The following is a 14328-nucleotide window of genomic DNA, read 5'->3' as shown; positions in this document are numbered from 1 at the left end:
CACCCAACGTACAAGCGCGTAGACGGGTCCGATGGCCGAATTACCCGAAACGCCGCTGCTCGATACCGTCAACACACCGGAAGAGCTGCGAAAACTCCCGCCCGAGCAGTTGCGCCAATTGGCCGACGAACTGCGGCAGGAGACGATCTCGGCGGTCGGATCGACCGGCGGGCACCTGGGTTCGGGGCTCGGCGTGGTCGAGCTGACCACCGCGCTCCACTATGTCTTCGACACGCCGCGCGACCGGCTGGTGTGGGACGTCGGCCACCAATGCTATCCGCATAAGATCCTGACCGGCCGTCGCGACCGGATCCGCACCCTGCGTCAGGGTGGCGGGCTCAGCGGCTTCACCAAACGGTCGGAAAGCGAATACGACCCGTTCGGCGCCGCGCACAGCTCGACCTCGATCTCGGCGGCGCTCGGCTTCGCGGTGGCGAACAAGCTCGCCGGCACGCCGGGCCGCGGCATCGCGGTGATCGGCGATGGTTCGATGTCCGCCGGCATGGCCTATGAAGCGATGAACAACGCCGAACAGGCGGGCAACCGGCTGGTCGTCATCCTCAACGACAACGACATGTCGATCGCCCCGCCGGTCGGCGGCCTGTCTGCCTATCTGTCGCGGATCGTGTCGAGCCGCGAATTCCTCGGCGTCCGCGACATCCTGCGCAAATTCGCCCGCCGCCTGCCGCGGCCCTTCTACGCCGCCGCGCGCAAGACCGACGAATTCGCCCGCGGCATGACGATGGGCGGTACCTTGTTCGAAGAACTCGGCTTCTATTACGTCGGCCCGATCGACGGCCACAATCTCGACCATCTTATCCCGGTGCTGGAGAATGTCCGCGACGCCGAGGAGGGGCCGATCCTCGTCCATGTCGTCACCAAGAAGGGCAAGGGCTATGGCCCGGCCGAGGCGGCGGCGGACAAATATCACGGCGTCCAGAAGTTCGACGTCATCACCGGCGCGCAGGCCAAGGCACCGCCGGGACCGCCGCAATATCAGAACGTCTTCGGCGACGCGCTGGTGAGGGAAGCCGAGCGCGACCCGACGATCGTCGCGATCACCGCGGCGATGCCGTCGGGCACCGGCGTCGACCGCTTCGCCAAGGCCTTCCCTGATCGCGCCTTCGATGTTGGGATCGCCGAACAGCATGCGGTGACCTTCGCCGCGGGCCTTGCCGCGCAGGGGATGCGGCCGTTCTGCGCGATTTATTCGACTTTCCTCCAGCGCGCCTACGATCAGGTCGTCCACGACGTCGCGATCCAGAACCTGCCGGTGCGCTTCGCGATCGACCGCGCGGGCCTGGTCGGCGCCGATGGCGCGACGCATGCCGGCTCGTTCGACGTCACCTATCTGGCGACCCTGCCCAATTTCGTCGTGATGGCGGCGGCCGACGAGGCCGAGCTGGTCCATATGACGCACACCGCCGCGCTGCACGACAGCGGTCCGATCGCGCTCCGCTATCCGCGCGGCAACGGCGTCGGCGTCGATTTGCCCGAGGTGCCCCAGCGGCTCGAGATCGGCAAGGGCCGTATCGTCCGCGAGGGCAAGACCGTGGCGATCCTGTCGCTCGGCACCCGGCTTGAGGAGGCGCTCAAGGCCGCCGACGTGCTCGAGGCCAAGGGCCTGTCGACCACGGTCGCCGATCTGCGCTTCGCCAAGCCGCTCGACGAGGCGCTGATCCGTCGCCTGCTGACCAGTCACGAGGTCGCGGTCACGATCGAGGAGAATGCGGTCGGCGGGTTCGGCGCGCACGTGCTGACGCTGGCGAGCGACGAGGGGCTGATCGACGGCGGGCTCAAATTGCGCACGATGCGCCTCCCCGACGTCTTCCAGGACCAGGACAAGCCCGAGAAGCAATATGCCGAAGCGGGCCTCGACGCGGACCATATCGTCCAGACCGTGCTTCGGACGCTGCGCCACAACAGCACCGAGGTGACCGAGGGCGCGCGCGCATGAAGGAGTGGACCGCGGTCGTCGTCATCACCGGCCTCGCGCTGGTGGTGCTGATCGGCCTCAACGTCCGCCTCTACCGCGCGATGAAGGCCGCCACCGCCAGGGGACGCGAGCAGGAGCGCGAAGGGGGCTGAACGCCCCCGTCTCGTACCTGTCACGATATTATGGTATGAGCGGGCCATGAAGCTGACCAAGACATCGGATGGCTATATCGTGAAGGTCCCCGACGAGGTCGTGGCCTCGTTGGGGCTGCACGACGGTGACGATGTGAGCCTGACCCCGCCGGGCGTGATAACCATCCCCGTATCCGACGAGGCACGGGATTCCGCTATCGACCGGATGAAGAAGCTCGCTCGCCCATTACCCCCCGATTACAAGTTCGACCGGGAAGAAGCCAACGCGCGCCGATGAGCGCCTTCTTCGATTCCAATATTCTGGTCTATGCGTTCACGGACGATCTGCGAAGCCTGGTCGCCTACCAGCTGCTGCAGCAAGGCGGCGTCGTGAGCGCACAATCGTTGAACGAACTGGCGAACGTCCTGCGCCGCAAGCAGGGTTGGGACTGGCTGAAGATCGGATTGGCCGTCGAAACCGTTGTCGATCGATGTCCGAGACTCGTCGTGCTGGATCTTGCTCTCCACCAACTCGGCCTGCGTCTGGCCGAACGCTATACCCTCTCGATCTACGACGGGATGATCGCGGCGGCGGCCGTCGTCGCCGGGTGCGACATTCTCTATTCGGAAGACATGCACCACGGCCTCGTCATCGACGGGCGCGTCCGGATCGTGAACCCGTTCGCGCCCGGCTGACACGCCTCAGCGCCTGAGATAATGCGCCTGCGCCGCTTCGGTGGCGTTGATCGCGAGGATCGAGCGTGCGTCGCTCGCCGGGCGGGCGCGGCCGCTTCTGTCGGTACCCGCGGCGATCACCCGGTTGAGCAGCTCCTGGCCCTCTTCCCACCAGCCGATCCCGCTGGCGGCGTTGAGGTGCCCCTGCGGCCCGGCATCGATGAAATGGCTGCCCCATTGCGCCGAGAGGCTGTGCGCGCGGTCGATGCCGATCCACGGATCGTCGCTCGACGCGACGAGGATCGATGGAAAGGGCAGGGGCGTGCGCGGCGTCGGCGCGAAGCCGCGCAATTCGTCGGGCGCACCCGGCCGGTCGACGTCGGCGGGCGCCACCAGCAGCGCGCCGGCGACCGGCCAGCCATAAGGCTGCGGGCTCAGCTCCGCCCACCACGCCACCGCGAGGCAGCCGAGGCTGTGCGCGGCGAGGATCACCGGCGCCTCGGCGCGGGAAATCGCCTGGTCGAGCTTGGTCACCCAGGCATTGCGATGCGGCGTGTTCCACATACCGAGCTCGACGCGCAGCGTGTCGGGACGCGAATCCTCCCACAGCGTCTGCCAGTGCGACGGCCCGGAGCCGCCGAGGCCCGGCACGGTCAGGATGGTCGGTTGCACGCTTTCGAAACTGGAAAATCCGGTCATGGCTGCATCTCCCTCCGTGTGAAAGGGCGTGTCGGGCCGGCGTTCGGACCCTCCGTCCTCCACACCAGCACAACCGCGAAGATAATCCTACTGTTCCGCTAGGCAATCGCCGATGCGCCCAGTTGAAGGTGGTGAGCGCCGGAGCGAAGGGCCGGCGTATGCGGGGTGACGCGGGCGCGCGTTCGGCGCTAGGGGGCGTCATGGCAAAGACCCGTGCGGACCAGATGCTCGTCGATCGCGGCCTCGCGGAATCGCGGACGCGCGCACAGGCGCTGATCATGGCGGGGCTCGTGTTCGCCGGCACGCGCAAGGTCGACAAGCCGGGGCAGACGTTCCCCGAGGACGTCGCGCTCGACGTGCGCGGCCGCGATCATCCCTGGGTGTCGCGTGGCGGCATCAAGCTGGCGCATGGACTGGACCATTTCGGTTGGGCCGTCGCCGATGCGGTGGCGATCGACGTGGGCTCGTCGACCGGCGGCTTCACCGACGTGCTGCTCAGCCGCGGCGCGGCGCGCGTCTATGCGGTCGACAGCGGCACCAACCAGCTTGCCTGGAAGCTGCGCCAGGACCCGCGCGTCATCGTCCACGAACAGACCAGCGCGCGTATCCTCACCGCCACGCATATCCCCGAAGCCATCGACCTGATCGTCTGCGACGCCAGTTTCATCGGCCTTGCCAAGGTATTGGAACGGCCGATGAGCTTCGCCCGGCCCGGCGCCCGGCTGCTGGCGCTGATCAAGCCGCAGTTCGAGGCGGGACGGACCGAGGTCGGCAAGGGCGGCGTCGTCCGCGATCCCGAGGTGCGCACCCGCGTCTGCGATACGGTGGTCGCGTGGCTGTCCGCATCGGGCTGGCCGGTGGACGGTGTGGTCGAGAGTCCGATCACCGGGCCTGAGGGCAATGTGGAATATTTGGTCGCCGCGATACGCGATTGATCTACAATGGGAACGATCACCGATACGGGTGCTTTACGAAGGCTGCGCGTCGCGGCAAAGCAGACGTGAACGCTGTTGAGGAGCATCGGGTGGGCGGGATCGCTTCAAAGGGGCAGTTGCGGGTGTCGTTCCTGCGCTGGGCCGTCTTTACCGTACCGCTGATCCTGTTGCTCGGCTTCGCCTCCGGACGGGCGGTGCCGGCGGGCGCCGACAACGGCTGGTACGTCGCGTTGCAGAAACCGGCGCTGACCCCGCCCGGCTGGGTCTTCCCGGTCGCCTGGACCTCGCTCTACATCCTGCTCGGCCTCGCGGTGGCGATGATCCTCCATGCGCGCGGCGCGCGCGGGCGGGGACTGGCGCTGGCGGCCTTTGCGGTCCAGTTCGTGCTCAATCTGGCGTGGACGCCCTTGTTCTTCGGCATGCACCAGGTCGGCGCCGCCCTGCTGGTCATCGTCGCGATCCTCGTCGTCGCGACGATCACCACCGTGTTGTTCGGTCGTATCCGCCCGCTCGCCGCGTGGCTTATGGTGCCCTATCTGGTGTGGATCAGCTTCGCCGGCGTGCTGACCTGGCGGATCGGCCAGCTCAACCCCGACGCCGAAACCCTTGTGCCGGCGGCGCATACCTCCCAGATGCTTTGACACGTTCGCATCGTTTTTCCGGGATCCTTTCGATATGCAATCCGACAACCGCCTGTTCGACGATCTGGTGAAGCTGGTGAATGGTGCCGCCGGCACGCTGGCCGGCGTCGGCCGCGAAGCCGAATCGGGTGCGCGGGCACGGGCGCGCGAATGGATCGGCGGCCTCGATTTCGTCAGCCGCGACGAATTCGAGGTGGTGAAGGCAATGGCCGTCGCCGCACGCGACGAAAATGACGCGCTGAAAGCGCGGCTGGACGCGCTCGAAGCGCGGCTCGGCACCACCGCGACGCCGTCCGCCGACCCGGTCCCCACCGCCTGACCGACTTTTCCACAGCTTTATCGACGGTGTTGTCCACGACGGGGTTGCCTGGGCGTTTTTGCCTAGGCAGCCTTGTCGTGCGATAGAGGCGTAACGATGCTCGACCACGCTGAACACGAATCCGAACCCGACGCCCCGATCGACATGCTCGAGGCTTATTATGCTGCGCATGGCTGGGAGCATGAGCGTCACGACGACGAGATCGTCGCGACCGTCAAGGGCAGCTGGACCAGCTACGAATTGCGCGCGCTCTGGCGTGAGGACGACAGCGTCCTGCAATTCCTGGCCTTCCCCGACATCAAGGTCACCGATGATCGCCGCGCCGCGGTGTACGAGGCGATCGGTCTGGTCAACGAGCAATTGTGGATCGGCCATTTCGAACTCTGGTCGTCCTCGGGCGTGCTGCTCTACCGCCATGCCGCGATGATCGACGGCGAGGAGGAGGGCACGATGTCGCTCGGCGCCACCGAATTGCTCGTCGAATCGGCGATCGAGGAGTGTGAGCGCTTCTATCCCGTGTTCCAGTTCGTCCTGTGGGGCGGCAAGACCCCCAAGGAGGCGCTCGCCGCCGCGCTGATCGAGACGCAGGGCGAGGCCTGATGCGCCTGCTGATGGTCGGCGCCGGCAACATGGGCGGCGCGATGCTGCGCCGCTGGCTCGCCGCCGGCCTATCGCCCGCCGACGTCACCGTCGTCAGTCCCAGCGGTCGCGCGATGCCCGACGGCATCCGCGTCGTGCCGGCGGTCCCGGATGCGGGGGAGGGTGGCTTCGACGTCATCCTGCTCGGCCTCAAGCCGCAACAGCTCGCGCTGCTCCGCGATGGTCCGCTCGCCGGCCACGCGCCGCGCGTGCTGGTGTCGATCCTCGCCGGTGTCGAGGAGGCGACGCTCGCCACGCTCTGCAAGGCCGATGCGGTGGTCCGCGCGATGCCCAATCTACCGGTCGCGATCGGGCAGGGTGTCGTCGCGCTCTTCTCCACCGCCGCGGATGATGCGGCGCGCGCCGAACTGACTGAATGGATGCTGCCGCTCGGCCTCGTCGAGTGGATCGCCGACGAAGCCCAACTCGACGACGTCACCGCGCTCGCCGGTTGCGGCCCCGGCTTCGTCTTCCGCTTCGCCGACGCGCTTGCGCAGGCCGGCACGGCGTTAGGCCTGCCGCAGGATCAGGCCGCCCGGCTCGCGCTGGCGACGCTCGCCGGTTCGGCGTCGCTGGCCGCCGAGGCCGACGTCACCCCCGCCACGCTCGCCGATCGCGTCGCCAGCCCCGGCGGCTCGACCCGCGAGGGGCTCAACGTCCTCGATCGCGACGATCGCCTCGTTACGCTGCTGACCGAAACGCTCGCCGCCTCCGCAGCGCGCAACCGTGCCATGGCGGCGGCGGCGCGCGGCTAGGCCGGAGCGGTCCGGAACCGGCTCTGTCCGGTTTCTGGCTGGTGGGCAGGAGTACCAGTCGGCAATTTCGAACCGTGAGGCGATGACGGCGAGGTCGCCTTCGCCGACGCCGTTCCTCTCACCGGCCTCGCTGCAGCAAACAGCCAGCGGGTGCGTTGACCGGATTGCAGCGTGCGGCACCGCCACCGGGCAGGCGCACGACATAGGGCGTGCCGTAACCGTTGCCCGGCTGATAGAAATCCGTCGATACGATCTGCGCGCCGCTGCGAAACGCCAGATCGGCGCGGGTGCGATCGTTGACCCGTGCTTCGTACGTCTCGATATCGGCGCGGGCGCGGACGAGATACCCCTGCCTGACGAGCGACGGGATCTCCTTCGCCCGCATCGTCGCATTGTCCATCAGCAGGAATGCCGCATAGCTGTCCCCCGGGCTCGCGCGCAGGAAGGCGGCCCGTCCTTCGAGATTGGGATGGCCCTGATGATAGGCCGCCAGCGCAGCAGGATCGAGTGCGGTCAGCAGCAGGAAGACGAACTTGCCACGCGCGGCACGGACCGTAGGCCAGTGGTGCGCTCGAACCCCCGCCTCGAGCGTGGGATAACTTCCGCGGACCTCGTCGGGGGTGATCAGATGATCCCGGCCGATCACGTCGAAGATCGTCTGGTCCATCTCCGCAAATGCCTTGCGGTCGAACGGCAGAGGCGCGGTCGATCCCGGAAAGATCGGCAACGCGTCGCTCTTCGCCTCGACGAGGATGAAGATCGGCTGGTGATCGGGATGGGCATCCGACCAGCGACGCAATTGACCGAGGCACGTGCGGAAGAGGTTGCAGCTCGATCGCACGTCGAAATCGGCGATGTGGAACACTTTCAGGCCCGGTTTCTCCATGTCGGTGGTGTCCAGCGGCAATGGATCGACCACGCCCTTGGCCTTCAGCGCGGCATAGCCAGCGGGGTGCAGATAGCGGCCGCCCTCTGGATCGTTGTTGATGTCGATTTCCAGGCTGCGCATACCGGCATCGAGTTGCGCGGACAGGGACGTATATCGGTAATTGAGCCCCTGGGTCAGGGTGCCGGGATTGGGGTGATATTCGAGTGCGGCGGCTTTCGCGGCGCCGGTGAGGCTGCTCATGCGCGCAAGCATCGCCGGCCCCACGATCGCCTCGGCCATCGCCATCAGCCGCGGGTCGATGCCCTGCGAATAACTGTTGTGCGTACCGACCACCTGGATCTGATTGATCCGCGGTTCGGATGCGGGGCCTTGCGCGGATGCGAGCGCCGCGGCCGCACAGCTTGCGGCGAGGCCGATCACCAGCTTCTTCATCGTCTTTCCCTTTCGGAGAATGTCCACCGTCACCGCCGACCGACCGTCAAAAGTTGATTTTCACGAAGCCGCCGAGCGTCCGGTAGGCGGCCGGGGTGCTGTAATGCAGCAGGCCGAGCGATCCGTAGATCTGGTAGCCGGTCGAGAAATAGGTATCGAACAGGTTCCGCGCGTACACGCCGACCTCGACCGTATCATCGATCTTGGCGACGCTCAGGCGCGCATTTACCAGACCGTAAGCGGGGATGAAGGAATAGCTGGCATTCGGCGTCGAGGTGCCGTCTGCATTCCTGACCGGTGGCGCCAGCCAGTCGCCGAGCAGCGCGCCGGTGACGGTCTGCGTGGCACTGCGATAGGCATAATCGATATGCGCCTTCACCTTCAGATCTGCGCTAACCTCCGTATTGTAATCGCCGTTGATGGTGAAGGACCAGCGCGGGGCGTTGGTCAGGCGCGTGCCTGTATAATTGGCGGTCGGGCTGGCGACATAGTCGGTGAATTTCGAGTCGTTGTAGGTCACCGCTCCGCCGAGCGAGAGATCGCGCGTCGGCTTCACTGCCAGCGACGCCTCGACGCCGCGCGAGCGCAGGCCCGGTGCGTTGCCGATCGCCGAGGCGAGGATGAAACCGCCGATGCCGGTGGTCACCGGGGTCAGGATCGTCGCCTGGAAATCGGTATAGGTCGAGGAATAGAGATCGAAATTGAGCCGCACGCGGCGATTGAGAAATTCCGATTTGATGCCGGCTTCCCAGCTCTTCACCGATTCCGCATTGTACGGATTGAACTTGTTGCCGACGAACGCGATGCCGCCGGGCTTGTAGCCGGTCGAATAGGTCGCATAGAGCATCACGTCGGGGCTGATCGCGAACTGCGGCGCGATGCGGTAGGTGAACTTGCCGCCGTTGCGCGACCCGTTGCGAAAGTCGGCGGTCGGCGCCGCGCTGGGCGCGGTGAAGCTCGGCGAATAGCCGGTGATCGGTAGCGGATCGGTATCGTAATAGCCGATCGACTGGCCGTTCCAGTCGTAATTGTAGCGGCCGCCGAGCGTCAGGCTGAGCTGCGGCGTGAAGGTGAACTTGGTCTGGCCGAACACCGCTGCGGTTTCGTTATAGGATTTGAACCGCACCGTATTGCCGAGCAGCGCGCCGGTGACGGGATCGTTCGCGCCGGTGTTCGCCGATAGCGTGGGGCGGCCGACGCCGTTCGCGTCGAAGACCGGCGCGCCGAGCGGACCCCATTGCAATTGAGTCTGCGTGGCGTTGAGCCGGTTGTAGAAGGCGCCGACGAGATATTCGAGCAAATGCCCGCTCGACGAGGTGATATGGACCTCCTCGCTGACTTTGTTCGAGCGCAGCCGGCCCATGTTGAAGGGCAGATAGGCGTTGACGTTCGCCGGCAGCAGATCGGCGGGCGTGTCGTTGTCGTAGACCGTTTCGCGATAGGCGGTGATCGAGGTCAGCGTTACGTCGCCGAGATCGTAAGTGGCGTGCAGCGATCCGCCTTTGTTGGTCATGCCGATCGAGCCGAGATAACTGTCAAGCGAGTCGGTGTTCTTCTCGTTCGCCACCACGCCGAGCGCCGCCATCTGTGCGCTGATCGCCGCGGAGGGCGCGAAAACCGAACCGGCCGGACCGCCGACCGGTGTCCGCACCGAGGTGTCGTAATGCCGCGTATATTCGCCGGCGAGCACGAATTCGAGCGCGTCGAGCGGGCGGTAGAGCAGTTTGGCGCGCACACCATATTCGTCGACGCGGTTGAGATTGCGGTCGAGCGTGACGTAGCGGCCGGCGCCGTCCTGCCCCTGCTGGAACGCGGAGACGCGCAGGGCGGCGCTGGTGCCGACCGGCAGATTGACCGTACCGTTGACGATATGGTCGTTGCGCTCACCGTAGCTGCCATAGGCATTGCCGGAGAGCTGGCCGATCACCGGGGCATTGGTGGTGAGCGAGATCACGCCCGACGTCGAATTCTTGCCGAACAGAGTCCCCTGCGGACCCATCAGCACATCGACGCGCGCGATGTCGACGAGGCCGATCAGACCGTTGTCGCGCTGGTTGTCCATGACGATGTCGTCGACGACGACGTTGACCGACTTGGCATTGGAGAGATCGAACGACGAGCTGCCGACGCCGCGGATCTGGAAGGCGGCGCCCTGCGTCGGGTTATATTGCACGCCGGGGACGACATATTGCAGGTCGGTCAGCCCGATATAGCCGGTCTTCTGGAATTGCTCGCCGCTGACAGAGGTGATCGAGATCGGCACCGACTGCGCCTTTTCGGGGCGGCGCTGCGCGGTGACGACGATGTCGGCGAGGCTGTCGCCCTCGTCGGTGGACTGGGCGGGCGCCGGCGCGCTTTCGCTGGTCTGTGGCGCAGCCTGCGCAAACGCTTGTTCAGCAACTGCGCTGGTGAGGAGCAAGGCGGTCCCGGTCATCAAGCCCGCTAATTTTGAAATGGTCACTCTGAAATCCCCCGATTGCCGTCGAGTCGCCGGCAGGCATGGCGATCGTCTACGGGTGATCCGTGACAGGAGAATTACACTTGTTCAGTCGACGTTGATTCCGGTTCGGCCGGCGCTTGCGGTGCGGGGGCCGCCGCCTGCTCCTGCCGGTATCGCCGGACGAGCCGGAGCGATGCGGTCATCAAGATCAACGCATACAGCGCCGGCATAAGCTGCGCGGCGACATACGGGTGTTCGGCACCGTGCGCCGCGGCCGGATCGAAACCGAGCAACCGATAGCCCGCGAACAGCACACCCGTGGCCAACGCGGCGCATAGATTAAAGGGCAGGTGGAAGGCGGCATAATACGCCGCGGCGCGCGCATCCGCATCGTCGGCACGCGCCGCCAGATCGTGTCGATCGCCCAGCAAGACCCGCAACGCCATGAAGTCGATCGCCGATACCAGGCCGAACAGCGCCGACCAGAGCATCAGCGCCGCGGGGCGGCCGGGAGGAAGTGCGATCAGTGCCATCGCCAGCAGCAGATTGATCCAGCATATGGCCCGCAACGTCTGGATAGGCGGCACGCGGGACCCATAGGTAATGACGGCGGCGATGCCCACCGCGGCACAAATCGACTGAAGGAGAATGCCCGTCGGTCCCCATTCGGGGATCGCCAGCGCCGCGCCGACAAGATAGAGGTAGCCGACAGTCGTCGTCGCGGTGTGCGCGCCATTGAGCGCGAACAGGCCGGCCAGCCGGCGGTTACCGCGGGTGGCGAATAGCAGGCGTATCGGGGCGAACAGCGCAGCGCGGCGCAAGCCACCGGCGGGTTCGGCCCGGTCGGGGACCAGCGCGATCAGCCCGAGATGGGCAAGCGGCGTGGCGACGAGCAGCGCGATCAGGATCGCGGTAAAAGGAGACGGCATTTGCCCGGTCCGCATCACGCCGATCAGCGAAAAGGCCACGCCGCCGCCGATACCCGCAAGCGCGCGCAAACCGAACACCTGCGCGCGGCCCCGATTGTCCTGCGTAGCCTCCAGCGCCCAGGCGCCATGCGTGACGTTACAGATGGCCCAGCCGGCGACCAGCGGCAGCATCGCGAGCGTAAGGGAGAGGAGGCCGCTCGACCTGTCGAGTGCCAGCAGGGCCACGCCGCCGCCGACACTCGAAACGGTGCCTCCGGCCATCCACAGCGTCCGTGCGCCGACCCGCCGCCATCCCCGGTCGCACAGCCCGCCGGCGATCATCTCCGCGGGGATAGATGCAAGCCCGACGAGCATGACCAGCCAGCCGACGTCGCCGATCGGCATGCCGAGATCGTAGGAGAGATAGGCCGCCAGAAAACTGCGACGCGCCAGATCGTATCCGGCGAACACGAACGTCGGTAACGAAAGCGCGAGCAGCCGCACGCGCGACGGCGCGCGCAAATCTGTGGGCCGGCGTGGCATGGCGCCGCCTAGGCGTTGGATATGCCATTTCGATGACAGCCGCGTCCGCGACGGGATTACCGGGTCCCGGCGTTCCACGCGTCGAGGGCGGCAAAGGCACTGCGATGATTTACGTCTTCCGGCTGCGCGCCTCCCATCGCGACCATCCGCATGCCGAACAAAGCGATCGATACGACCTGCGCTACGGCGCGATCATGCCCAGCGGCGGCGCCCGGGCCGAAGCCCAGCGCTTCCAGGTCAATCGGCCGGATATTCTCACCACGGCGTCGCCGCATGTCGAGGGCATAGGGGATCAGGCTCGGCTCGCGCATGCTGGCGAGCGCGATCATCGACGTCGCCTTGACCAAGTCGCTGGCCTCGGCGTCGTCGGTAGGCGCAGCTCCTCCGGCGCGGGCGCGATCGCGCGCGCCGTGGAAGCGGGCGATGACCGCATGCAGCCCGGCCACCACCAGCGCCGCCCGACCGCCGAAATGGTAGACGACGGTCGATGCCGGTACCCCGGCGGCGGCGGCCACCGAGCGATGGGTCGCCGCGTTCATGCCCTGCGAGACGATGATCCTGGCAGCGCTGTCGGCGATATGCTGGCGTTTCGGATCGTCCGGGGCCGGGATCGGTAGATCGTCGGGTGCCATCATCGCGATCAGCCGTGCGATCTCCGGCCCGCCGCGATGGTCGCGCGCGATCGATCCGTCGGCGAACCGCTGCAAGCACAGCACGCGCAACGCTGCATAGGCAGGGTCGCCGCCCGCACCCAGGGCAAAACCCGCCTCGTCGAGCATATAGCCGAGCGCGAGGTCGGCGAGCGCGGGCACGCCGAACACCAGCGTCGACCAGAAGATCCCGGCGCGCGTCAGCCATTGGTCGAGCCTATCCGAAGCGACGTTCCCCAAGGCGCGATGATGAACGAGCTCGATCAGGATGATCGCCTGTTGCCGGCTCGCTATCGTCCAATCCCGGAAGGCGAGGTCCGCCACAGCGGCACGCGTGCGGCGGTCTCCGGCTGCGATGCGCCCCGCAAGGGCAGCCCAGCGATCGAAGAAATGCTGGTCGCGCTCTGCGGCCAGATCGATCACGCGCTCGATCAGCTGATCCTTGGCGCCGATCTTCGCCGAGATCACGCCGACGCTCACCCCGAGGCTCGATGCGAGCGGTCGAAGCGTCAATCCGGTCAAGCCGCGACGAACGATGATATCGATCGCTGCATCGACGATCGCGTCACGTCCGATGCCGTCCCCGCCGCGGGTGTCCCCTTCGTCCATATGGCAGGCGCTAGCGTACGTCGTGCGCAGCGTCACCACCGATCGGGGCGCCTGTAGTCGTAATCGGCAACGTCGCTCGGGGAACGCTCCACTTCCGCCTCGAGCAGCGCTTCGGTCGCAGCCGCCGGTGCGAAGGCCAGATCGGCTGGATTGGGCTCTTCCTGCGGACCAGCGACCACCGTAACGACGGCGGTATTGCCATAGGCCGTTATCTCAAGCGGGCGATGCCTTCCGCCACGAACGACAGGTTCTCCGCGAGGCGCAGTTCACCGCCCGCAGAGCCGGTGAACTGCGACCCCCGAGGACGCCGGTTTAATCTACAGGTTTGTCCGGCATCCGAGCCAGGGAGGCCAGGAGAAGCGGCCTGTCATTGGCACTGGCGATCCGCTCCGAAGGACTTTCGCGATACGCCTTGTTGGCGGCCACCACTTCGCGCATTTGACCCTCGGTCTGCGCGAACAGAAGATGAGCCTCGATAAAGCGGCCGGCCGTGATGCCGATCGGCATCACGCTGATCCGATCGAGCTTCGCCACGGCGCTAAGTGCCGCATTGTCCAGCAGTCTGCTACCCGACCTTCGCGTAATCTGCATACCGCTGAGGCTGCCGTCGGCGTTCATGGCAAAACGAATCCGCACGAAGCCGTGCACGGGGTCCGTGCCGAGGATGGCAGCCGGGTACCGCATCGTGTCGTCGAGCTTACGCGAGAGCTTCGCCGCCCAGACAGGCACGGTCGGCGGTGCCGTAACCGTAATCTCCTCGATCCGCTTCTTTGCGTCGGCGTTCGAAAAAAGAATTTGAGAAGCAGACATTGCGATCAACAGAATCTTTTTCATTTTCGACCTCCTTTTAGTAAGGTGATCGGCCATCAGACACGTGCGTAAACCTGCGGGCATTCCACATGGGCGCTTTGGTCGATAAGAAAAGCGTGGTCTGCGGTCGCGCTGTTCTCGGTGCAATGCCTTCTGCCTGTCGATCCCAAGAGTCAACAAACGTGGGTTATGAATATTCAATTTATTATAAATCTATGCTTGGGAAGGTCGAATGTTGTCTTAATTCTTGACGTAGAAAAGATAACGACACCTATTCTTACCATTTTTCTATTATGCCTATACAGTTGCGAAGACCG

At 65.9% G+C, this 14328-nt stretch carries 15 protein-coding genes; 9 read left to right on the top strand and 6 right to left on the bottom strand.

What is annotated here, in order from left to right; genetic code table 11:
* The first annotated feature begins 31 nt into the window (after nucleotides 1-31).
* Genes dxs through ACLBWH_RS01370 form a run of 4 tightly spaced genes read left to right on the top strand, consistent with a single transcriptional unit; the run spans nucleotide 32 to nucleotide 2763 of the window.
* Nucleotides 32-1957 carry a 1-deoxy-D-xylulose-5-phosphate synthase gene (gene dxs / locus ACLBWH_RS01385; RefSeq protein ID WP_322849143.1) on the top strand — a complete coding sequence of 642 codons (1926 nt, stop codon included), beginning with the start codon at nucleotides 32-34 and terminating at the stop codon, nucleotides 1955-1957.
* Entirely contained in the window at nucleotides 1954-2088 is a 135-nt protein-coding gene (locus ACLBWH_RS01380) for a hypothetical protein (protein ID WP_447796230.1), read from the top strand. Before dxs ends, ACLBWH_RS01380 begins: the two co-directional genes overlap by 4 nt.
* Before the next feature lie 46 nt (nucleotides 2089-2134).
* Nucleotides 2135-2365, top strand: coding sequence for a hypothetical protein (locus ACLBWH_RS01375; RefSeq protein WP_322849145.1), 231 nt, complete (start codon nucleotides 2135-2137; stop codon nucleotides 2363-2365).
* Complete coding sequence (locus ACLBWH_RS01370) at nucleotides 2362-2763, top strand: PIN domain-containing protein (RefSeq protein WP_322849146.1); 402 nt, start codon at nucleotides 2362-2364, stop codon at nucleotides 2761-2763. Before ACLBWH_RS01375 ends, ACLBWH_RS01370 begins: the two co-directional genes overlap by 4 nt.
* A gap of 6 nt (nucleotides 2764-2769) precedes the next feature.
* Here the strand turns inward: ACLBWH_RS01370 and ACLBWH_RS01365 are convergent, their stop codons facing one another.
* Complete coding sequence (locus ACLBWH_RS01365) at nucleotides 2770-3441, bottom strand: RBBP9/YdeN family alpha/beta hydrolase (RefSeq protein WP_447796228.1); 672 nt, start codon at nucleotides 3439-3441, stop codon at nucleotides 2770-2772.
* Between the two features lie 200 nt (nucleotides 3442-3641).
* Between ACLBWH_RS01365 and ACLBWH_RS01360 the strand changes: the two genes are divergently transcribed.
* The 5 genes from ACLBWH_RS01360 (at nucleotide 3642) to ACLBWH_RS01340 (ending at nucleotide 6730) form a co-directional block, all read left to right on the top strand.
* Nucleotides 3642-4376 carry a TlyA family RNA methyltransferase gene (locus tag ACLBWH_RS01360; protein WP_447796227.1) on the top strand — a complete coding sequence of 245 codons (735 nt, stop codon included), beginning with the start codon at nucleotides 3642-3644 and terminating at the stop codon, nucleotides 4374-4376.
* An 89-nt stretch (nucleotides 4377-4465) separates the two neighbouring features.
* Nucleotides 4466-5017 (top strand): TspO/MBR family protein, encoded by a 552-nt coding sequence (locus ACLBWH_RS01355; RefSeq protein WP_322849149.1) that lies wholly within the window; start codon nucleotides 4466-4468, stop codon nucleotides 5015-5017.
* A 34-nt stretch (nucleotides 5018-5051) separates the two neighbouring features.
* Nucleotides 5052-5336, top strand: a complete 285-nt coding sequence (locus ACLBWH_RS01350; RefSeq protein ID WP_447796225.1) for an accessory factor UbiK family protein — start codon at nucleotides 5052-5054, stop codon at nucleotides 5334-5336.
* A 96-nt stretch (nucleotides 5337-5432) separates the two neighbouring features.
* On the top strand, nucleotides 5433-5936 hold the full coding sequence (locus ACLBWH_RS01345; RefSeq protein WP_038658848.1) for a type III secretion system chaperone family protein: 504 nt from the start codon (nucleotides 5433-5435) through the stop codon (nucleotides 5934-5936).
* Nucleotides 5936-6730, top strand: a complete 795-nt coding sequence (locus ACLBWH_RS01340; RefSeq protein ID WP_447796223.1) for a pyrroline-5-carboxylate reductase family protein — start codon at nucleotides 5936-5938, stop codon at nucleotides 6728-6730. Before ACLBWH_RS01345 ends, ACLBWH_RS01340 begins: the two co-directional genes overlap by 1 nt.
* Before the next feature lie 118 nt (nucleotides 6731-6848).
* On the opposite strand, the gene ACLBWH_RS01335 is transcribed toward ACLBWH_RS01340, so the two are convergent.
* The 5 genes from ACLBWH_RS01335 to ACLBWH_RS01315 form a co-directional block, all read right to left on the bottom strand.
* A complete protein-coding gene (locus ACLBWH_RS01335; RefSeq protein WP_447796221.1) occupies nucleotides 6849-8051 on the bottom strand; it encodes a Ca2+-dependent phosphoinositide-specific phospholipase C in 1203 nt (400 codons plus the stop codon).
* Between the two features lie 46 nt (nucleotides 8052-8097).
* A complete protein-coding gene (locus tag ACLBWH_RS01330; RefSeq protein ID WP_447796219.1) occupies nucleotides 8098-10485 on the bottom strand; it encodes a TonB-dependent receptor in 2388 nt (795 codons plus the stop codon).
* A gap of 101 nt (nucleotides 10486-10586) precedes the next feature.
* The gene (locus ACLBWH_RS01325) at nucleotides 10587-11942 is read right to left on the bottom strand and encodes an MFS transporter (protein ID WP_447796217.1); all 1356 of its coding nucleotides are present in this window, start codon (nucleotides 11940-11942) and stop codon (nucleotides 10587-10589) included.
* Nucleotides 11943-11998: 56 nt separating this feature from the next.
* Entirely contained in the window at nucleotides 11999-13240 is a 1242-nt protein-coding gene (locus ACLBWH_RS01320; RefSeq protein WP_447796216.1) for a TetR family transcriptional regulator, read from the bottom strand.
* A 273-nt stretch (nucleotides 13241-13513) separates the two neighbouring features.
* Nucleotides 13514-14035 carry an energy transducer TonB family protein gene (locus ACLBWH_RS01315; RefSeq protein ID WP_322849156.1) on the bottom strand — a complete coding sequence of 174 codons (522 nt, stop codon included), beginning with the start codon at nucleotides 14033-14035 and terminating at the stop codon, nucleotides 13514-13516.
* Nucleotides 14036-14328 lie beyond the last annotated feature (293 nt).

This window comes from Sphingomonas sp. M6A6_1c, assembly GCF_053345135.1.
Note: the sequence above shows the minus strand (reverse complement) of the source record. Positions and strands in the feature narration are given on the sequence as shown.